This window comes from Paracoccus sp. MC1854, assembly GCF_014164635.1.
Lineage (GTDB): Bacteria > Pseudomonadota > Alphaproteobacteria > Rhodobacterales > Rhodobacteraceae > Paracoccus.
Window position 1 is genome coordinate 1 of the sequence record NZ_JACJFU010000036.1, and the last position, 20507, is coordinate 20507.

18 protein-coding genes and 3 pseudogenes are annotated in these 20507 nt (G+C 67.0%); 12 read left to right on the forward strand and 9 right to left on the reverse strand.

Translation table 11 applies throughout. The features are described from left to right. Positions 1-229: 229 nt before the first annotated feature. A pseudogene (locus H5395_RS15545) lies at positions 230-343 on the reverse strand (IS3 family transposase); the annotation flags it as partial. A gap of 227 nt (positions 344-570) precedes the next feature. Between H5395_RS15545 and H5395_RS15550 the strand changes: the two are divergent. Then, positions 571-1563, forward strand: coding sequence for an ornithine cyclodeaminase family protein (locus H5395_RS15550; protein ID WP_182793472.1), 993 nt, complete (start codon positions 571-573; stop codon positions 1561-1563). Between the two features lie 7 nt (positions 1564-1570). Here H5395_RS15550 and H5395_RS15555 read toward each other — a convergent pair whose 3' ends face one another. Then, the gene (locus H5395_RS15555) at positions 1571-2527 is read right to left on the reverse strand and encodes a LysR substrate-binding domain-containing protein (protein ID WP_182793473.1); all 957 of its coding nucleotides are present in this window, start codon (positions 2525-2527) and stop codon (positions 1571-1573) included. Between the two features lie 91 nt (positions 2528-2618). Between H5395_RS15555 and H5395_RS15560 the strand changes: the two genes are divergently transcribed. From H5395_RS15560 to H5395_RS15590, 7 genes are all read left to right on the forward strand, one after another. Continuing rightward, positions 2619-5060, forward strand: coding sequence for an FAD-dependent oxidoreductase (locus H5395_RS15560; RefSeq protein ID WP_182793487.1), 2442 nt, complete (start codon positions 2619-2621; stop codon positions 5058-5060). Positions 5061-5088: 28 nt separating this feature from the next. Continuing rightward, entirely contained in the window at positions 5089-5847 is a 759-nt protein-coding gene (locus H5395_RS15565) for an electron transfer flavoprotein subunit beta/FixA family protein (RefSeq protein WP_182793474.1), read from the forward strand. Beyond that, complete coding sequence (locus tag H5395_RS15570) at positions 5847-6773, forward strand: electron transfer flavoprotein subunit alpha/FixB family protein (RefSeq protein ID WP_182793475.1); 927 nt, start codon at positions 5847-5849, stop codon at positions 6771-6773. Before H5395_RS15565 ends, H5395_RS15570 begins: the two co-directional genes overlap by 1 nt. 71 nt (positions 6774-6844) lie before the next feature. After that, positions 6845-7618 carry an amino acid ABC transporter ATP-binding protein gene (locus tag H5395_RS15575; protein ID WP_182793476.1) on the forward strand — a complete coding sequence of 258 codons (774 nt, stop codon included), beginning with the start codon at positions 6845-6847 and terminating at the stop codon, positions 7616-7618. Then, entirely contained in the window at positions 7615-8256 is a 642-nt protein-coding gene (locus H5395_RS15580) for an amino acid ABC transporter permease (RefSeq protein WP_182793477.1), read from the forward strand. Before H5395_RS15575 ends, H5395_RS15580 begins: the two co-directional genes overlap by 4 nt. Continuing rightward, positions 8256-8918, forward strand: a complete 663-nt coding sequence (locus H5395_RS15585) for an amino acid ABC transporter permease (protein ID WP_182793478.1) — start codon at positions 8256-8258, stop codon at positions 8916-8918. Before H5395_RS15580 ends, H5395_RS15585 begins: the two co-directional genes overlap by 1 nt. Before the next feature lie 22 nt (positions 8919-8940). Then, on the forward strand, positions 8941-9762 hold the full coding sequence (locus tag H5395_RS15590) for an ABC transporter substrate-binding protein (protein WP_182793479.1): 822 nt from the start codon (positions 8941-8943) through the stop codon (positions 9760-9762). Between the two features lie 129 nt (positions 9763-9891). Here the strand turns inward: H5395_RS15590 and H5395_RS19555 are convergent. From H5395_RS19555 to H5395_RS18560, 3 genes and pseudogenes are all read right to left on the reverse strand, one after another. Beyond that, positions 9892-10059: pseudogene (locus tag H5395_RS19555) on the reverse strand (bifunctional methylenetetrahydrofolate dehydrogenase/methenyltetrahydrofolate cyclohydrolase); the annotation flags it as partial. A gap of 58 nt (positions 10060-10117) precedes the next feature. Then, complete coding sequence (locus tag H5395_RS15600) at positions 10118-10435, reverse strand: tetrahydrofolate dehydrogenase/cyclohydrolase catalytic domain-containing protein (RefSeq protein ID WP_182793480.1); 318 nt, start codon at positions 10433-10435, stop codon at positions 10118-10120. A 22-nt stretch (positions 10436-10457) separates the two neighbouring features. Next, a complete protein-coding gene (locus tag H5395_RS18560; protein WP_220495077.1) occupies positions 10458-10847 on the reverse strand; it encodes a hypothetical protein in 390 nt (129 codons plus the stop codon). 661 nt (positions 10848-11508) lie between these two features. Between H5395_RS18560 and H5395_RS15610 the strand changes: the two genes are divergently transcribed. Beyond that, a complete protein-coding gene (locus H5395_RS15610; protein WP_182793481.1) occupies positions 11509-12792 on the forward strand; it encodes an FAD-binding oxidoreductase in 1284 nt (427 codons plus the stop codon). 12 nt (positions 12793-12804) lie between these two features. Here H5395_RS15610 and H5395_RS15615 read toward each other — a convergent pair whose 3' ends face one another. Beyond that, positions 12805-13704, reverse strand: coding sequence for a LysR family transcriptional regulator (locus H5395_RS15615; RefSeq protein WP_220495078.1), 900 nt, complete (start codon positions 13702-13704; stop codon positions 12805-12807). Positions 13705-13809: 105 nt separating this feature from the next. Between H5395_RS15615 and H5395_RS15620 the strand changes: the two genes are divergently transcribed. The 3 genes from H5395_RS15620 to H5395_RS15630 are packed head-to-tail and all read left to right on the forward strand — an operon-like array spanning position 13810 to position 17965. Next, positions 13810-15180, forward strand: a complete 1371-nt coding sequence (locus tag H5395_RS15620; RefSeq protein ID WP_182793483.1) for a VOC family protein — start codon at positions 13810-13812, stop codon at positions 15178-15180. Between the two features lie 16 nt (positions 15181-15196). After that, positions 15197-16735: an aldehyde dehydrogenase family protein gene (locus tag H5395_RS15625; RefSeq protein ID WP_182793484.1), complete on the forward strand. Its 1539-nt coding sequence runs from the start codon at positions 15197-15199 to the stop codon at positions 16733-16735. Positions 16736-16744: 9 nt separating this feature from the next. Next, positions 16745-17965 (forward strand): pyridoxal phosphate-dependent aminotransferase, encoded by a 1221-nt coding sequence (locus tag H5395_RS15630; protein ID WP_182793485.1) that lies wholly within the window; start codon positions 16745-16747, stop codon positions 17963-17965. A gap of 391 nt (positions 17966-18356) precedes the next feature. Here H5395_RS15630 and H5395_RS19560 read toward each other — a convergent pair whose 3' ends face one another. The 3 genes and pseudogenes from H5395_RS19560 to H5395_RS15640 form a co-directional block, all read right to left on the reverse strand. Beyond that, the gene (locus H5395_RS19560; protein WP_370576480.1) at positions 18357-18701 is read right to left on the reverse strand and encodes an alpha/beta fold hydrolase; all 345 of its coding nucleotides are present in this window, start codon (positions 18699-18701) and stop codon (positions 18357-18359) included. 337 nt (positions 18702-19038) lie between these two features. Next, a pseudogene (locus H5395_RS19565) lies at positions 19039-19275 on the reverse strand (alpha/beta fold hydrolase); the annotation flags it as partial. 176 nt (positions 19276-19451) lie between these two features. Further along, on the reverse strand, positions 19452-20348 hold the full coding sequence (locus H5395_RS15640) for an NADP-dependent oxidoreductase (protein ID WP_182793486.1): 897 nt from the start codon (positions 20346-20348) through the stop codon (positions 19452-19454). Positions 20349-20507: the final 159 nt, after the last annotated feature.

Here is a 20507-nt window from a genome sequence, read left to right on the forward strand (position 1 = left end):
CCAGCCCATGGTCGCGGTCGATCATCGTCCTGCGCCCGGCAGCAGACCGGCCCCGGCCCGAGCGCGCCGGACAAGAAATCCTTCCCCGGCGTCAGCTCGCCGCTCTTCGCGTGCAGCGTGCTCACGTCCACCGCCGATGCCGGATCCACCGCGGCCGCCCCCCCGCGCCCCGGACACCCCGGAGGCGCCGTCCAGGCGCTGCCTGCGCTACTGCGTGGCCTGGGTCCGGATGCACGTCGAACTGCCCGGCCAGTCCGGCCGGCGTCTTCCCGTCCTTGATGGCGGCAAGCGCTGCCTGCGCCTTGAAAGCCGGGCTGTGGTTCCGGCGCGGTCGTCTGCTCATGGCCTCTGCCCGCCCCCGGCATCATGCCGAGGACGCCCGGATGATCCACTCAACCCCCCTGTGCAGATTGCCCGAGCCGGATCTCCTGACTCCAGCCATAACTCGCGGATGAACAGGACAGGTGCGTGAAGGTCTTTGCTCTCTTCGACCAACGCATTCTTGACCTCTCGCGCCCACCATCATGTTCTGGCTATGAAGCGTGACAAGGCGCTTTCGGGGGAAAGAACATGCTGCCACTGCTTCTGACCTATGACGGATGCAGGCATCTGCTAAGCTGGCCGGGAGCGATCGATGCTTTGCGCGAAGGGCACCGGCTGCCTCGTCCCCAGCAGGGAGATGTGCTTCTTGGCAGCGATAAGGGCCAGCTTCTGAACCGCGCTGCCTGGATCAAGGGACTTGGCTTTGCAATCAAGGGCGACAGCGTGTTCCCCGGGAACGCGCGGGCGGGAATGCCTTCGATACAGGGAGCGGTGCTGCTTTATGATCCCCGCCATGGCGCCGTGCGGGCGGTGATCGAGAGCAGGCTTGTCACCCAGTACAAGACAGTCGCGGACTCGGTCCTGGGGGCGCAGTGTCTCGCGCGCCTCGACAGCCGCCACCTGGTCATCATCGGCGCCGGGATGGTCGCATCGACCCTCGCGCAAGCCTATGACGCGATGTTCCCGGACCTTGAGCGCATCTCGATATGGTCCCGGCGGCCCGAGCAGGCGCATGCCCTTGCCGCGACGCTTGGCAGCCTCGGGGCCGCGGTGGCAGCCGTCACCGATCTGCCCGAAGCGCTGCGGACGGCGGACATCGTCTCGGCCGCGACCATGGCGCGGGAGCCTGTCCTGCTGGGAAAATGGGTTCGGCCCGGTACGCATGTGGACCTGGTCGGGGCCTTCACGCCAGAAATGCGCGAAGCGGATGACGCGATGATCGCGGCTTCGCTGGTTTATGTCGATTACGTCGACACGGTCGTGGACCGGATCGGAGAGTTGATGCAGCCGATCCGATCCGGCGCCATCACCCGCGGGCATGTTCGCGGCGACCTTTACGACCTGGTCGCGGCCAACGATTCCAGCCGCCAGTCCGCCGACCAGATCACCCTGTTCAAGAACGGCGGCGGCGCGCATCTGGACCTTATGATCGCCGATTACGTCCTCAATGCCGTGACGGCAGCCGAGGCGCCGGCTGGGGCCGCGCAGGACGGGGCGCAGCCTCACCGCGCGAGTGGCTGAGCCGAGGTCAGGCGGGCCGAGGGCTCAAGTCGAAGCAGGTCCGGTTGTCGGCGATGTCGCGCTGCATCCGGTCGAGTATCCAGGTGACAAATTTCTGCGTCGCAGAGGACAGCGGTTTTCGCTTTGGGGCAATCAGGTGGATCGACTTTCCCGTGCAGTAGCCGAGGTCGCCGACGCGCCGCAGGGCGCCCGACTGCATCTGGTCCATGACGAGGTGCACCCAGCCCAGTGCGATACCCTGGCCCAAGGCCGCCGCGCCGATCGAATTCAGCGCGTCGCTGAAGACGAAGGTCTCGCTCACCATGTCGCAGGGCAGCCTGTTCGCGGCCAGCCACTCGTGCCAGCTGCAGCGCACCCTGTTCTTCTCGCGGACATGGATCAGCTTCAGGTCCTGCATGTCGCAGGCCGGCAGGTCGGTGCAATGCCGCTCGATGTATGAGGGGGCCGCCACGGGAAAGATGATCTCGGGGGTCAGCGGCCAGTTGTGCAGGTCGTTCCAGCCTCCGTCCCCCAGCCGGGCCGACAGATCTATGCCGTTGGTGAACAGGTCCATGTCATCATAGGTGCTTTCCTCCAGGGACAGCCTGATCTCGGAATGAAGCTCGCTGAATTCGCTCAGCCGGGGCAGCAGCCACAATTGCAGGAACGAGGCCGAGAAGGCTGCGCGCACGACCTCGTGCCGGTCTGTGCGCCGCATCGAGGTGATCGCGGCATGAAGCGCGTCAAAGGCGCTTTCGGTCTCGTGGTAAAGGCGCTTGCCTTCGGGCGTGAGCTCCAGCCGCATATGGTTTCGGTGGAACAGCTTGAACCCCAGCGCGGCCTCGAATTGCCGGATCGTCTTGCTGACCGCGGGCTGCGAGACGTTCAGTTCGGCCGCTGCGGCCGTGAAGCTGCCGCGGCGAGCGGCGGCCTCGAATGTGAACAGGTAGTTGGCGGAAGGGATGTAGGCTCTGACCCGATGCATAACTTCAGGTTATGCGGACCGGAACCCGTAAGCAACTGCACCGACGCGGCCCGTCGGCCTAGCGTTCCAGGCAAGAAGATGTGAGGTGCAGATGCAGAACCATGCGCGCGCGGTAGTGATCGGAGGCGGCTGCGTCGGTGCCGGCATCCTTTATGGCCTGACCAGGCGGGGATGGACCGACGTGGTCCTGCTCGAGCGGACGCAACTGACCGCTGGATCAACCTGGCACGCTGCCGGCCTGATCCCCAGCTATGCGCGCGACCGCTCGATCGGGATCATGATCCAGAAGTCGATCGAGATCTACGAGGGGCTGGAGGCCGAGACCGGCATGCCTGTCGGCTGGCACAAATGCGGTCAGTTGCGGCTCGCCAAGTCGGCCGAGCGGCTGAACGAATACCACAGCTACATGGATGTCCACCACAATCAGGGCATCCGCGCCGAGATGCTGGACGCACGGCGGGTCAAGGAACTCTGGCCGCTGCTGCGCGACGACGAGGAGATGCTGGGCGCGCTCTACCACCCGGACGACGGGCATATCGCCCCGGCCGACGTGACCATGGCGATGGCGCGGGGTGCGCGGGACCGCGGCGCGAAGATCCATCAGAACACCGAGGTCAGGTCGGTCAGCCGCACCGCCACGGGCGAATGGAAGGTCGTGACCAGCCAGGGCGAGATCCTGTGCGAGCATGTGATCTGCGCCACGGGCAACTATACGCGCCAGACCGGCGCCATGTTCGGGCTGGAGATCCCGGCGATCCCGATCATCCACCAGTACTGGATCACCGAGGCGGTGAACGAGATCCGGCAGCGGAAGGAAGCCGGCCTGCCCGAGATGCCGATCCTGCGCGACGAGCGCTTCGAAGGCTATCTGCGCGAGGAAGGCGACGGGCTGATGTTCGGCCCCTACGAGCGGACCGAGCATCTGCAACTGTTCGCCGAGGACGGCGTGCCGGAATGGTTCGGCGCCGACCTGATGGAGGAGGATTTCGATTCCGTCGCGACCAACTGGGAAACCGCGATCGAAAGCGTCCCCCTGCTGGGCCGGGTGGGCATCAAGGCCAATGTCCGCGGCCCCTTCCAGATGACGCCGGACGAACTGCCGCTGATGGGCAAGGCCTGGAATGTGCCCAACCTGTGGCTGGCCGAGGGCGTTCCCGGCGGCATCCTCTGGGGTGGGGCGCTGGGCTACTACCTGTCCCAGCAGATCGTCGAGGGCGGCAACGAGATCGACACCTCGGTGCTGGAGCCGCGCCGCTTCGGCGACCATGCCAACAAGAACTGGACCAGGCCCAAGGTCCGCGAGGCTTGGGGAACCCATGCCGAGCAGCATTTCCCCGGCGAGGACCGCCCGGCCGCGCGCCCGGCCAAGACCGCGCCATCCTATGACTTCCTCGACCGCAGGGGCGCGGTCTGGGGCGTCCTGAACGGCTGGGAACACCCGAACTGGTTCGCCCCCGAGGGCGTCGAGCAGAAGAACCAGTACAGCTGGCGCTGGACCGAGAAGGGGCGCTATGTCGGCCAGGAGGTCAGGGCGGTGCGCGAGGCCGCCGGCATGGTCGAGATGACCTTCATGGCCAAGTTCGACGTCTCGGGCCCGGGCGCCGCGGCTTGGCTAGACGGCATCCTCGCCAACAGGCTGCCGAAGGTGGGACGCGCGAATCTCACCCACATGCTGACGGATCGCGGCACGGTGCTGGCGGAATATGTCTTGGCCCGGCTGGAAGAGGACCGGTTTTTCTTGGTGGGCACGCCTTCGGCCGAACGCTACTACTTCGATGAGCTGGCGCGGCGGCTGCCTTCGGACGGATCGGTCGCGCTGCGCAATGTCAGCAACGAACGGGCCGGCCTTGCCGTCGTCGGGCCGAAGGCGCGCGAGATCCTCGCCCCCCTGACCGGACAGGGGCTGGAGAATGCCGATTTCCCGTGGTTCGGCGTGCGGAACGTCAATCTCGGCCTTGCCAGCGACGTGCGGATGCTGCGCGTCAACTACGAGGGCGAGTTGGGCTGGGAAATCTATTGCCCGATCCAGTACCAGCGCGGGTTGATCGAGCTGATCCACGCCGAAGGCCAGAAGCACGGCATGCGGCTGGTCGGCACGCAGGCGCTGGAATCGCTGCGGCTGGAAAAGTCCTACCGCTCGATGTTCCGCGACATGAACGGGGAACTGACGGCCTGGGAAAGCTCGCTCGACCGTTTCATCGCGATGGACAAGGGCGATTTCACCGGCCGCGCGGCGCTGGAGGGTGCCAAGGCGGCCGGTGTCGCGCAGCGGACCGTCACCGTCAGCATCCCGGCGGAAGACGGAAGCGTCTGGGGCGGCGAAAGCCTGTTCCATGAAGGCCGGTTGGTTGGCCGCCTGACCTCTGGCGGTCATTCCTATACCTTCGGCCATGACATCGGAATCGCGCTGGTCCCGGTCGAACTGGTCAAGGTCGGGCAGAGCTTCGACCTGACGGTGCTTGGGGCACCGCGCAAGGCCACGCTGATCGACGAAAGCCCCTACGACCCCACGTCCGCGCGGGCGCGGGTGTGACAATCCGGATACGAAAGGGAGTTGTTCGATGAAGGTTCTTGTGCCTGTGAAGCGGGTGATCGACTACAACGTGAAGGCGCGGGTGCGTGCGGACGGGTCGGGGGTTGATCTGTCGAACGTGAAGATGTCGATGAACCCCTTTGACGAGATCGCGGTCGAGGAGGCGATCCGTCTGAAGGAGAAGGGGGCGGCGTCCGAGATCGTGGTGGTGTCGATCGGGGTGAAGCAGGCGGCGGAGACGATCCGCACGGCGCTGGCGATGGGCGCCGACCGCGGCATCCTGGTGGTGGCCGCGGACGACGTGCACCAGGACATCGAGCCCCTGGCGGTGGCCAAGCTGCTGAAGGCCATCGTCGCCGAGGAGCAGCCGCGACTGGTGCTGATGGGCAAGCAGGCGATCGACAACGACATGAACGCCAGCGGCCAGATGCTGGCGGCACTGCTGGGCTGGGCGCAGGCGACGCAGGCCGGCAAGCTGGAAGTCGAGGGCGAGAAGGCCACCGTCACGCGCGAGATCGACGGCGGGCTGCAGGTGATCGAGGTGCGTCTGCCCGCGATCGTGACCGCCGACCTGCGTTTGAACGAGCCGCGCTATGCGAGCCTGCCCAACATCATGAAGGCCAAGAAGAAGGAACTCGTCGAAAAGACCGCCGGTGACTACGGTGTGGACGTCTCGCCGCGGCTGACGGTGGTCAGGACCGCCGAGCCCGAGGGGCGCAAGGCGGGGGTCAAGGTGGCCTCGGTCGACGAGCTGGTGTCGAAACTCAAAGCTGCGGGGGTGGTGTGATGGCGGTGCTGCTGCTGGCCGAGATGGCCGAGAACGGGCTGAACCGGGACGCGACGGCCAAGGCCGTGACGGCGGTGACGCCGCTTGGGGACGTGACCGTGCTGGTCACGGGCGAGGGCGCGCAAGCGGCCGCCCGGGAGGCCGCGCAGATCGCGGGCGTGGCGAAGGTGCTGGTGGCCGAGGACGCGGCCTACGCCCACCGCTTGGCCGAGCCGATGGCGGCGCTGCTGGTGGAGCTTGCGCCGCAGTTCAGCCACATCGCCGCCCCGGGCACCACGGATGCCCGCAACGTCCTGCCGCGGGCCGCGGCGCTTCTGGACGTGATGGTGATCCCCGAGGTCAGCCGGATCGTGGACGCCGACACCTTCGAGCGCGGGGTCTACACCTCGGCCGCGATCCAGACGGTCAAGTCCTCGGACCCGGTCAAGGTGCTGACGGTGCGCATCGCCAGCTTCGACGCGGCGGGCGAGGGTGGCTCGGCCCCGGTCGAGGCCGCCGCTGCCGCCGCCGACCCAGGGCTGTCGGCCTGGGTCGAGGACCGGGTGGCGGCCTCGGACCGCCCCGAGCTCACCTCGGCCAAGCGCATCGTCTCGGGCGGGCGGGCGATCGGGTCCAAGGAGAACTTCGCCCTGATCGAGGCCTTGGCCGACAAGCTGGGCGCGGCCGTGGGGGCAAGCCGGGCCGCGGTTGATTCGGGCTATGCCCCGAACGACTGGCAGGTGGGCCAGACCGGCAAGGTGGTGGCGCCCGAGCTTTACATCGCCGCCGGCATCTCGGGCGCGATCCAGCACCTCGCGGGGATGAAGGACAGCAAGGTCATCGTCGCCATCAACAAGGACGAGGAGGCCCCCATCTTCCAGGTCGCCGACTACGGACTGGTGGGGGACATCTTCACCGTGCTGCCGGAGATGACAGACCGGCTCTGATGCGCGAGGCTGAGCCTTGCCGGGCCTCTGACGGGGGAAGGCATGAATCCAGATCAACCGGAACATGGTGAATGACTCACGCTCACACGTCTGACCCGCAGGGCTTCATCCGGATCGAGAACCTGGCGAAGCGGTATGGCAGCCACACCGTTTTCCAGGGGATCAGCTTTGACGTCCACAAGGGCGAAGTTCTCGCCATCATCGGTCCCAGCGGCTCGGGCAAGAGCACGCTGCTGCGCTGCATCAACTTCCTCGAGACCCCGGATGCGGGCAGGATCACCGTTGCCGGGAACCGGGTGGATGCCGGCGGGCCGATCAATGCCGCGCAATGCCGCAAGCTGCGGTCGCGGGTGGGAATGGTCTTCCAGTCCTTCAACCTGTTCCCGCATCTCAGCGTCATCGACAACATCGCCCTTCCCCAGCGGCGGGTGCTCGGGCGTTCCGCAGCCGAGGCCCGGCAGCGGGCGGCGGAACTGCTGGAACGGGTCGGGCTGGCCGACAAGGCCGACAGCTACCCGGCCCGCTGTTCCGGCGGCCAGCAGCAGCGCATCGCCATCGCCCGCGCCCTCGCGCTGGACCCCGAGGTGATGCTGTTCGACGAGCCCACCTCGGCCCTGGACCCCGAATTGGGGCTGGAGGTCCTGGCGGTCATGCGCGAACTGGCGGCAAGCGGGATGACCATGATCGTCGTGACCCACGAGATGAGCTTCGCCCGGAACGTCTCGGAAAACGTCATGATCATGGCGGACGGCAAGATCCTGGAACATGGCCCCTCGCGCGAGGTCATGGACGATCCGCGGCACGAGCGCACCCGGCGCTTCCTCAGGGCGGTGACGGACCGATGACCGAGACGTTTCGGATTCTGCTGCAGGGACTGCCCGTCACCATCGCGCTGACGCTGGGCGCCTTCCTGCTGGGCGCGGCGCTTGCCGTTCCCCTGACCGCGATGCGGGTCGCGGGCAACCCGGTGCTGCGGTTGCTTGCCGCATTCCTGATCCAGTTCGTCCGGGCGGTCCCGCCGCTGCTGTGGCTGTTCCTGATCTTCTTCGGCATCGGCATGACCTTTGTGCCGGTCGATCCCTTCCCGGCGGCCCTGATCGGGCTGACCCTGATCGCTGCCGCCAACCTGGCCGAGATCTATCGCGGCGCCCTGTCCTCGATCCCCAGGGGCCAGTGGGAGGCAACCACCGCCCTGGGCATGGGGCGCGCCTCGACCCTGGCCGAGATCATCATGCCTCAGGTCTTCCGCGTCGCCTTGCCCAGCGCCGCGACCTACCTGATCGGCCTGATGAAGGAAACCGCCATCGCCTCGACCATCGGGGTGTCCGAACTGGTGTCCCGCGGCAACCAGGTGACCCAGCTGACCTCGCGCGGACTCGAGACCTTCGCGGCGGTGGGCCTGCTGTTCATCGCCCTCAGCCTGCCGCTGGCTTGGGCATCGCGCAGGCTGGACCGGGCGCTGAGAGAGAAGGTGGCGCGCTGATGTTCCCGACCCAACAGGAATGGGCATCATGGATGCCGCAACTGCTGACCGGCCTCAAGGTCAGCCTGCAGGTCGCTGGCGCCAGCATCGCCATCGGCCTGGTGCTGGGACTGGCGCTGGCGCTTGGGGTGATGTCGCGGCGGGCGTGGGTGCGGGCGCTGTCGCTGCTGGTGGTCGAGATCGGGCGCGGCGCCCCGGCGCTGGTGCTGCTGCAGTTCGTCTATTTCGGCCTGCCGAACGCCGGCCTGACCCTGGGCAGCTTTGCGGCCTCGGTCGTCGCGCTGGCTTGGAACACCGGCGCCTATACCAGCGAGATCATCCGCGCCTCGATCCAAGCGATCCCGCAGGGCCAGCGCGAGGCCGCCTTGGCCCTGAACCTCAGCCCCCGGTCCGAGATGATGGACGTGATCCTGCCGCAAGCGATGCGGATCGCGCTGCCGCCGCTTCTGGGCTTCGCGATCCTGATCTTCCAAGGCACGACGCTGTGCTTCACCATCGCGCTGCCGGAACTGGTCAGCCGCGCCTACAACATCGGATCGAACACCTTCCGCTATCTGCCGGCAATCGTGGCTGCGGGCAGTCTTTATGTCGCCATCTGCCTTCCGGCCAGCGCCATCGTCAGCCACATGGAGCGCAGGGCGTCCAGACATGCCACATCATGATCCAACAAGCGAGGTAACGAGGATGACGTCTTTCAAGCATTTGCTGATCGGCGCGGTCGGGCTGGCCATGGCCGGCAGCGCGAGCTTCGCGCAGGACTGCCCGACCGGGCTCGAGACGGTCAGGGAAGGGACGCTGACCGTCGCCGTCACGACCTTCGCGCCCTACAGCTTCATGGATGCCGGCAACCAGCTGAGCGGCATCGACGGCGATATCGTCAACGCCATCGCCGAGAAGCTCTGCCTGACGGTCGCGCCGCTGGTCGTCGATCCGGCGGCGGCGATCCAGTCCGTGATCGCGGGCCGAGCCGACCTGACCACCGGCGACTGGTACCGGACGGTCGAGCGGTCGCGGGTCATGTCCTTCAGCGACCCGATCTATCTGGACAGCATGGGCATCTATTCCCGGTCCGGCACCGCGAAGGTCGAGGACCTGGTCGGGCAGAAGGTCGGGACCGTGCAGGGCTATCTGTGGGTCGCCTCGCTGCAGGAACTGCTGGGCGATGACCTTCAGCTTTATCCCAGTTCGGTCAATCTTCAGCAGGACCTGAAGTCGGGGCGGATCGACTTTGCGGTCGATGGCGCGGCGCCCGGCCAGATCGCGATGCAGCGGGGCGAGATGGGTGATCTCAAGGTGGCAATCTCGGAGCCCGACGAGCGTGTGCCGGCCTCGATCCAGCCCGCGCAGGTGGGCTTTCCGATGAACAGGAATGCCGATGGCCTGGTCGAAGCCGTCAACGGTGCCCTCGCGCAGCTGAAGGACGAGGGCAGGATCGTCGAGTTCCTCGGCAAATACGGCCTTGGACCCGAGTTCGCCGAGGTGGGCGAACCGCGCCTGGTCGAGTGAACAGCGGCTGCCTGCCATCCCGGCAGGCAGCCTTTTCCACCCCGAGAGTTCTTCTCCGATCCAAGGCTCACGAAATCCTTGGCGGACCGGCATGGGTGAGCCGCACGATATCCTGCTCGGATGCGCGACGCGGACGGTGCAGTCAGCCCTGAGCAGAAACTGGATCATAGGTCTTCCCAAGAGGGGAGAGCAGCCAATGACTGTGCAGGTCTTTCCGCGCAGGGCAGGAAAACGCGTCGGCAGCATCAGCACCCCGAGCGGCGTGCAGGGCACCATGCCCCGCTGCCCCCTTGCCAGTCGGCCGGAGGTGGAAGTCCCGAACCCCCCATGTCCTTGCTGGGCACGATCAGGTCGATCAGCCCATCACGTCCAGATGCGCCGGCAGGGGCAGTTGCAGCAGGACGCCGGCTACGTCCGGGTCTGGGTTCATCTCGCTCAACAACTCGGCCACCTCGGCCTGCATCGCCTTCGCGGGCAGGCGGTGATGCAGGCTGCAATGCCAACCTCGTGGCAGTTGCGGATCTTTTTGCGAACATCGGATCTCCGATGCCGCGTCGTTGCCGACCAGAACCACCGCCAACTTGGGGGCGCTGCCGGGCAGAGCTGTCACCCGTTGCGCAACAGACCGCGTGATCGAGGAGGCAAATGCCTTCCCTTTGAGGGGTTCAACCATGTTCCAGGGTCCTGCGGGAGGGTCAGATACAGCCGCTGCAGGATCGCTGCCGCACCGCATCTCGCAGATAGCGGATCAGCGTATTGAGGTCATGGACAGGCAGCCCGGTCCGGTCCTGTATCGCGGCCGCATAGGGAGGCAGGTCCGAGCATTCGAGCAGGATCGCGCAAAGGTCAGTGGTCTCGGCCTGCATCCTCGCAGCGACGCCCAGGACCTCGGCCTCGATGGCCGCACTGTCGAGCGCACCCTTTTCCTCGAGGATGGTGGTGCGGAACTCGCCGCAGCCTTCCATGCCGTAAATGACGCGCGGGATGTCTTCGCGGATTTGACGGGCTGCGAAGTGGCAATGCGTCAGCCGCGCGCTGTTGGCGGTGATGATGCCCACCGTGCCCCTGCAAAGGGCGTGGATCATCGGGGTTTGCAGCAGGCTCGACAGGCGACCGGGATGCCGACCGAGGCCGCGACCTTCTGCTGGAACAGAGCCATGAAGCCGCAGGCGTCGGTGATCGCCCGCACCACGCCCGCGCCTCAAGCTCCTGCGCGGCCTTGATGAAGACCTCGGCCAGCGCCGGGTCCCGCTGGTTCAGCGGGCGGTCGATCGAGGCCCCGCGGACCTCCTGGTAGCGGACGGAAAAGGGAAAGCTGGTGGGGTTGCCGACGTTTTCGGGCACGCAAGGGAGGGCAGCATCAACGATCAGGATGCCTGTGCCCGCGCCACATCAGGACTGCCGCCTGTCGCGGATCTTGCTGGCTGTCCCCCGACGTGGAAAGCTAGGGTTTGGCCCGTGCGGTCCATGCCCATGCTTTCCACGGCGTCTTCCTGAAGGGCAACAGGACCATTGCCTTCCCTCCGACGACGTACCCGTATCCCCGCGACCATATGCACTGATCGCGATGCGGCCGGAAGGGGTGGACCGTCCTGCGCGCGCCAAGGCGAGGATGCCCCGGGCGCGACTTCATTCCGAATGCGAACCAGGTCGTGAGAAATGCTCGCTGGCCTTGGAATGCGCGGTGGTCGAAGACGATCCGCGACTTCCCAGAAACCACCTGATCATCTGTTCCCGAGGCACGACATGCTCAACGATCCCCGCTCTCACGGCCTCTGGGAAAGAACCGCCCCTGCTGCGCCCGTGACCCGCATCCTTGACCACGACCTGTCCGCCGATGTCGTCATCGTCGGGGCGGGCTACACCGGCCTTTCGACGGTGCTGCACCTTGCCGAGAGGGGCGTGGACGCCGTGGTGCTGGAAGCCGTCGAGATCGGCTTCGGCGGTGCCGGGCGCAACGTGGGGCTGGTCAACGCGGGCATGTGGGTGATGCCCGAGGAACTTGTCCGCACGCTCGGGCCGGATCACGGCAACCGGCTGATCGACTTCCTGGGCGAGGGGCCGTCTCATGTCTGGGATATTGTCAGTCGCTATGGCATCGACTGCGAGGCAAACCACGTCGGCACATTTCACGCAGGTGTTGGCAAGGCCGGGCTTGCGGAACTGGCCGAGCGAGCGCGTCAGTGGCGCAGCCGTGGTGCGCCGGTCGAACTGCTGGACCGCAAGGCGACCGCGGCGATGATGGGAACCACAGCCTATGCGGGGGCGCTGCTGGACCGGCGGGCAGGCACCATCCAGCCGCTCGCCTATGCGCGGGGTCTCGCGCGGGCGGCCATCGGCAATGGCGCGCGCATCTTCACCTCCTCGCCCGTGACCGGGCTTCAGCGCGAGGGCGCGGGCTGGCGGCTGGTGACGCCCAAGGGCAGCGTGCGGGCGCCGCGCGTGGTCTTCGCCACCGATGCCTATACCCGCCACCTGATGCAGGACATCCGCCGGCAGCAGGTCTTCCTGCCCTATTTCAACTTCGCCACCCGGCCGCTGCCCGACGAGGTCGCCCGCAGCATCCTGCCCGGTCGGCAGGGCGTCTGGGACACCAGGGAGGTCCTGTCCTCATTCCGCTTCGACCGGCAGAACCGGCTTGTCTTAGGCTCGGTCGGGGCGTTGCGGAACACCGGGACGGCCGTCCACCGGGGCTGGGCGCGCCGCGCGCTGCGGCGGATCTATCCACAGATCGCGTCGGTCGAGTTCGAGGCGGAATGGTACGGCACCATCGGCATGACCCGCGACAACCTTCCGCGCTTTCACAGGCTGGACGAGGGCATCTTCAGCTTCTGCGGCTACAACGGACGCGGCATTGCGCCGGGCACGGCCTTCGGCCGCTTCATGGCCGCCTGGCTGCGGGGCGCGCGGACCGATGCCGACCTGCCGCTGCAACCAACCGCGCCCCAGCCGGTCCGCTTTGCGGGGATGCGCTCGGCCTGGTACGAGGCCGGGGCGCAGGTGGTCCACCTGGCCGACGCACGGATCTGAAGCGCCGTCGGGTCAGCCACTCGCGGCTGGTTCACCTTGTCCGACCTGTCGGGTGATCCAGGCGGTGAAGCCTTGGAGCAAGAAATCGGAGCTGCGTTCCTCGGCCACGACGATCCAGTAGCCCTGGTCGGTGTCCAGCGGCTCGCCCGCGATGACCTTCAGGTCGCCCTGGGCGATCTCGCGCTCGATCAGGTAGCTGGGCAGCAGGGCCGCGCCCATGCCCGCGGTCGCCGCCTCGATCAGCAGCGAGAACTGGTCGAAGCGGTGCCCCCGGAAGCCGTCCGCCATGTCGCCGCCGTTTGCGGCAAGCCATTGCGGCCACAGCATCGGCCGCGAGTCGAGATGCAGCAGCGGCATCGTCCCCGGCAGGGTCGCGCCGTCCGCGAGCAGCCCGGGCGCCACGACGGCCAGCACCGTTTCGGTGCACAGGAAGCTGCAGGTCGCCCCCGGCCAGACCGGCTTGCCGTAATGGATCGCGACATCCACCCCCGCCTCGGCCAGATCGAAGCTGCCCGAGCGCGAGATGATCGTCGCCTGCATCCCCGGATGGGCGGAAAGGAAATCCGGCAGGCGGGGCATCAGCCAGCGGCTGCCGAAGGTGGGCAGCGTCGCGATGGTGAGATGCCCGCTCACGTCGCGGGCGCTGGCCGCGCGCAGGGTCAGGCGCTCGACATCCGACAGCAGGCGCTCGATCTCGGGGCGCAGGCGTTCGCCCAGGCTGGACAGCACGACGCGCTGGCGCACGCGCTGGAACAGCGCCACGCCAAGCTGGGCTTCAAGGTCCTTGATCTGCCGGCTCACCGCGCTTTGCGTCAGGTTCAGCTCGACGGCGGCGCGGGTGAAGCTGCCATGCCGCGCCGCGGCCTCGAAGGCCTGCAGGGCGGTCAGGTCGGGCATCATGCTGCGGCTCAACTTCATTCCGGACTCGCATCAACCAAGTATCAAACAGCGCGTTTCAGGGCCTGCTTTCCGCGCTATGCAGATGAAACAACCTTCTGACAAGCACAGGGGCATGTCGTGACCCGCAGCAGCAAAGTTTCCCCGGACCATATCCGTGCCCGCTTCTCGGCCGCCATGTCGGCCATGTACCGCGAGGAAGTGCCCGCCTATGGCACGCTCATGGCGCTGGTGGCGCAGGTCAATGCCGAGGTGCTGGAGCGCGACCCGCAATTCGCCGCCGACCTGGCCGAGACGGACCAGTTGGGCCGCATCTCGGAAGAGCGGCACGGCGCGATCCGCGTCGGCACCGCGCAGGAACTGGCGACAATCCGGCGCCTTTTCGCGGTCATGGGCATGCTCCCGGTCGGCTATTACGATCTCAGCGAGGCGGGCGTTCCGGTTCATTCCACCGCCTTCCGCCCGGTGGGCGAGGCCGCCCTGCGCACCAACCCGTTCCGCGTCTTCACCTCGCTCCTGCGGCTCGACCTGATCGCGGACGCGGGCCTGCGGGCCGAGGCCGGACAGATCCTGTCGCGCCGCAACATCTTCACCTCCGGCTGCCTTGAGCTGATCTGGAAGGCCGAGGCCGAGGGGGGCCTGGACGAACCCGACGCCGCCCGTTTCGTGGCCGAGGCGCTGGAAACCTTCCGCTGGCATTCCGACGCGCTGGTGTCAATCGATCTTTACAAGCGGCTGCATGACGCCCACCGGCTGATCGCGGACGTGGTGTCCTTCCGGGGGCCGCACATCAACCACCTGACCCCGCGCACGCTGGACATCGACGCCGTGCAGGACCGGATGCCCGCGCATGGCATCACCCCCAAGGCCGTGATCGAGGGGCCGCCCCCGCGCCGCTGCCCGATCCTGCTGCGGCAGACCTCGTTCAAGGCGCTTCAGGAAAACGTCGCCTTTCCCGGCGAGACTGCGGTCGCGGGCTCTCATACCGCCCGCTTCGGCGAGATCGAGGCCCGCGGCATCGCGCTGACGCCCAGGGGTCGCGCCCTTTACGACCGGCTGCTGGATCAGGCCCGCGCCCGGATCGTGCCGGCCGCCGATGGGTCGAACGCGGGCGAATACATGCGGGTCCTGGCCGAGGTCTTCACTGCCTTCCCCGACGACTGGACCGAGATCCGCCGCCAGGGCCTGGGTTATTTCGAATGGTCCCTGACCGGCCGGGGCGAGGTGGCGGGCAACGACCCCGAGGCGCTGCTGGCCGCGGGCGTGCTGCGCTGCGATCCCATCGTCTACGAGGATTTCCTGCCGGTGTCCGCCGCCGGCATCTTCCAGTCGAACCTGGGCGACGGGGCCGTGCAGGAGTTCCGGGCCAGCCCCAACCAGCGCCGGTTCGAAGCCGACCTCGGAGTCGCGGTGCTTGACGAATTCGCCCATTATGCAGCCATCCAGCAGGCGTCCGTGGATGCCTGCCTCAAGGCGCGCCGCGCCGCCTGATCGACGAGGACCGAAGATGAAAGACGAAATCCACGACAAGACCTACAGCATCGCCAGCGACACGCAGGAGGTTCTGGACCGGCTGGGCGTCGATCCGGCGCTTTACACCGGCGGCACGCTGAAGAGCTTTTCGCCCGTCACCGGTGAGCAGACCGCCGCGCTGCCCGAGCATGACGCCGCGGGTGTTGCCGCCGCCATCGGCCGCGCCGCCGAGGCGTTCCGCGTCTGGCGCCAGGTTCCCGCGCCGCGCCGGGGCGAGCTGGTCCGTCTGCTGGGCGAGGAACTGCGTGCCGCCAAGGCCGACCTCGGCCGCCTTGTCTCGATCGAGGCGGGCAAGAGCCCGTCCGAGGGCCTGGGCGAAGTGCAGGAGATGATCGACATCTGCGACTTCGCCGTCGGCCTATCGCGGCAGCTTTACGGCCTGACCATCGCGACCGAACGCCCCGGCCACCGGATGATGGAAACCTGGCATCCGCTGGGGGTCGTGGGCGTCATCTCGGCCTTCAACTTCCCCGTGGCCGTCTGGTCCTGGAACACGGCGCTGGCGCTTGTCTGCGGCGATCCCGTGGTCTGGAAGCCTTCCGAGAAGACCCCGCTGACCGCCCTTGCCTCGCAGGCGATCCTGGACCGCGCGATTGCCCGCTTCGGCGACGCGCCCGAGGGGCTGTCGCAGGTCATCATCGGCGGCCGCGAGGTGGGCGAGGCGCTGGTGGACGATCCGCGCGTGGCGCTGGTCTCGGCCACCGGTTCGACCCGAATGGGCCGGCAGGTGGGGCCGAAGGTCGCGGCGCGCTTCGGGCGCTCGATCCTCGAACTCGGCGGCAACAACGCGGGGATCGTCACCCCTTCGGCCGATCTCAACATGGCCCTGCGCGCCATCGCCTTTGGTGCCATGGGCACGGCAGGTCAGCGCTGCACCACCATGCGCCGCCTGTTCGTTCATGACAGCGTCCATGACCAGCTCTTGCCCCGCCTCATCAAGGCCTATGCGTCCGTTTCGGTCGGCAACCCGCTGACCACCCAGGCGCTGGTCGGCCCGCTGGTGGACCGCGCCGCCTTTGACGCGATGCAGGCGGCGCTTGAGGCCGCGAAGGCGGCGGGCGGCACCGTTCATGGCGGCGGGCGCGTGACCGACGTGGCCCCTGAAGCCGCCTTCTACGTCCGTCCCGCGCTGGTCGAGATGCCCGCGCAGACCGGCCCGGTGCTGGAGGAAACCTTTGCCCCGATCCTCTACGTCATGCGCTACGGCGATTTGGACGAGGTGATCGCGCGGCACAACGCTGTCGGCGCGGGGCTGTCGTCCTCGATCTTCACGACCGACCTGCGGGAAAGCGAGTGGTTCCTGTCGGCCTCCGGTTCCGACTGCGGGATCGCCAACGTCAACATCGGCACCTCCGGCGCCGAGATCGGCGGCGCCTTCGGCGGCGAGAAGGAGACCGGCGGCGGCCGCGAAAGCGGTTCGGACGCCTGGAAGGGCTACATGCGCCGCACCACGAACACGGTGAACTATTCCCGCGAACTGCCGCTGGCGCAGGGCGTCGTGTTCGACATCTGAGGCCGGGCGATGGACATCAGCACCACCGCATTCCGCCCGGCGCGGCGGATCGAGGATCTCGGCGTGTCCGAGATCCTTCAGATCACGGCCCGGGCCTCGGCGCTGAAGCGCGCCGGGCGGCCGGTCATCATCCTGGGCGCGGGCGAGCCGGATTTCGACACGCCCGACCACATCAAGGAGGCCGCGATCGCGGCCATCCGCCGGGGCGAGACGAAATACACCGCGCTCGACGGCTCGCCCGAGCTGAAGCGGGCGATCCGCGGCAAGTTCCGGCGCGAGAACGGGCTGGACTTTGCCCCGAACGAGGTCACGGCCGCGGCGGGGGCCAAGCAGGTTCTCTACAACGCGATGATGGCCAGCCTGAACGAAGGCGACGAGGTCATCATTCCGACGCCTTGCTGGACCAGCTACTTCGACATCGTCCGCATCTCGGGCGGCACGCCGGTCGCCGTCCCCTGCGGGGCCGACAGCGGCTTCCGCCTGACCGCCGCGGCGCTGGAAGCGGCGATCACCCCGCAGACCCGCTGGCTGCTGCTCAACTCGCCCTCGAACCCCACCGGCAGCGCCTATGGCGAGGCGGACTACCGCCCATTGATCGAGGTGCTGGAACGCCATCCGCATGTCTGGCTGATGGTCGACGACATGTACGAGCATATCGTCTACGATGATTTCCGCTTCGTCACGCCCTTGGCGCTGGCACCCTGGCTGAAGGCGCGCTGCCTGACTGTGAACGGCGTCAGCAAGGCCTATGCGATGACCGGCTGGCGCCTCGGTTATGCAGGAGGTCCCGCCGATCTGATTGCCGGCATGGCGGTCGTGCAGAGCCAGTCCACCTCTTGCCCGTCCTCGGTCACGCAGGCGGCGGCGGTTGCTGCGCTGGATGGTCCGCAGGACTTCCTTCCCCTGCGGCGGGACAGCTTCGCGGCGCGCCGCAACCTCGTGGTGGATGCCCTGAACGCCATCACCGGCATCACCTGCCGCCGCCCTGAAGGTGCCTTCTACACCTTCTCAAGCTGCGAGGGCCTGCTCGGCCGAACCACGCCCGAGGGCCGGCGCATCGACAGCGACCGCGACTTCTGCGCGTGGCTGCTGGAGACCAAGGATGTCGCGATGGTTCCGGGCACGACCTTCGGGCTGCAGGGGCATTTCCGCATCTCTTACGCGACCTCGGAGGCCGAACTGGAGGAAGCGCTTGCCCGGATCAAAATCGCCTGTGCGACCTTGGTCTGATGCGCAGCGTGTACCTGTGATATCAGAGAGATCTGTCTTGAAGCGCAAGGTCTGAAATCTCACGATGGGCCTGACCGAACCGGAGACATCCGAGCATCAGGGGTCCGGTGAGGCGGTAGCGACGTCCGAGATGCCCATCCATCGAAAGCCGCCGTTTGCCCCGCCGCGACGAGCTGCGGCTTCGAAGCCCATACCTGCTGTTCAGACTGGGTGCGGCACGCGTGGAGACAGTGGAGGTGCGGCGAGGCGAGTCCGGCCCATACCAGACGTTCGGCCTGCTCGGATCGAGACGCTTCAGAGCGGCCATTCATGCTTGCCGCCTTGCCGCAGCGAGACGTACGGCAAGGTCGCCGAGAGCAAGCGCGCCTCCAGTGGCTATCCCGTCGAGCGTTCAGTTCGCCTGACCCGGATAGTGGCCAAGCTGAAGTTGAGCTCTGCGGGTCCGTGCCCGGCGGCAAGCTTGGCTATCCTTGGGCGGCGGGCCTGAAAGCCGGCCCATCCCAGTGGCAGGTTTGTCTGCGCGTAATTCTGCGAACGCTGCCTCCCGGCTGGGAACGGCCCGCTTTGCGGCAAGAAACGTCCTGGCCTTTGTCAAAAAGGCGTCGTGATATTGGAAGATGCCGCCATGCCCTGCATCTGGAAACAGGGTCAGTTCGGCGTCTGGAATGCGGCGGGCGAGATCTTTCGAATTCGTGCTTGGCACCATGATGTCGTGATCGCCGTTCGCGACCAGCACGGGCAGGCGGATCGTCTTCAGCAGCTGCGGAGGGCTGCTTGCCCCAGGCGGTGATCGCCTTCAGCTGACAGAGGAACACGGCCGGCGGCACCGCCTTGTCGCGGCCCGAGATGCGTTCCTTGAGCCGCTTGAGGAAGGCTCTGGCGACGCGTCGGCCGTTCGGAGTGGACGTAAAGGACAGATAGGTCTTGGGATCGCGGAATGTGACCAGACCCTTCACGATCAGCGGCCACGACACTGATCCAACCCTGTCGATGCCGGTGCCTCCCGCGGGACCTGTGCCCGCCAGGATGGCGCGGCGGACCAGATCGGGTTCGTCGAGCAGGATCTGCTGGGCGATGAACCCGCCAAGCGCGAAGCCGATCAGGTCGATCCGGTCCAGCCCCAGCGCATGGATGACGGCGGTCGTGTCGGCCGCCATCGCGGCCACCGTCGGCCGCACCTCGCCGCCCGACTCGCCGACCCCCTGGTAGCCGAGTGTGTAGACAGGCGGGTCGGTTGCCAGCCCCTCGACGATACGCGGATCGAAATTGTCGAGGTTCCCACCCCAGTGGTTGAGCAGAACCACGGGCATCCCGCCCTCCGGTCCCAGCCGGCGATAGGCAAAGCGTGTGCCCGCTGCCTCGACATGCCGGGTCGGCGTGGTCTTCCAGTCGGAGTGGCTCGGAATGATGGCCTCATTTTCCTGCTTTCGCAATTTCGTCACTTGAGGTTGATGACAACCTTGCCCTTGGCGCGGCCGGTATCGAGCTACGCCATCGCCTCGTTCAGTTGCTCGAACGGGAAGGTCTGATCGACCACCGGGCGGATGTGACCTTCCTCCATCAGCCTAGCGATCCGGCTGAGCTGCCCGCCATCGGCGTGCATCCACAGGAACGAATAGTCCACGCGGGCTCGCTTCGCCTTGCGCCGGATACCGGCGCTCATCAGCCGCAGCACAAGCCGCGTCACGGCGTTCAGCCTCTGTGCCTTGGCAAAGGCGGGATCAGGCGGGCCGGAGATGGAGATGAGCTTGCCACCCGGCTTCAGCACGTTCAGCGATTTCTCCAGCGTTGTCGCATCGAGGCTGTTCAGAACCACATCATAGCCCGACAGCATCGTCGAGAAGTCCTTCGTCCTGTAATCGACCACCACGTCCGCGCCGAGGCTGCGGACGAGATCGGCATTGCCTGCACTCGCGGTTCTCGCGACGGTTGCGCCAAGATGCTTGGCGAGTTGGATCGCGAGGGTGCCGACGCCGCCCGAACTGGCATGGATCAGGATCTTCCGACCCTTTTTCAGTTTCGCGCGCTCGACCAGCACCTGCCAGGCCGTGAGCCCGACGAGGGGGACGCCCGTGGCCTCCACCATCGAGAGACCGGAGGGTTTGGGCACGAGATTGGCCTCGTTGACCGCGATCCGTTCGGCGAAGGTGCCGATATGACCATCGCGCGGACGGGCGAACACTGCATCGCCCGGTTTGAACCGGCGCACGCCGGCACTCACTGACAGGACGACGCCGGCAAGGTCGTGGCCGAGGACCAACGGGGGCTTGTAGGGCAGGATAGGCTTGAGCGCGCCGTCGCGGATTCTGGCGTCGAGCTGATTGAGCGCGGTCGCGTGGATGTCGATCAGCACCTCGTCGGCAGCCGGCACGGGGTCGGGCACGTCACCGAGACGTAGCGACTGCCCCTTTTTATGGGGTCTATATACTTAGCTAGCCAGAATGACGGCTAGAACGGTTCAAGTGGACACCAGATTCAGTGAGCCGTAAGGTGAATCGAAAGGTGACGGCTACTACCTTCTCACGCGTCTCTAGTCCTCCAA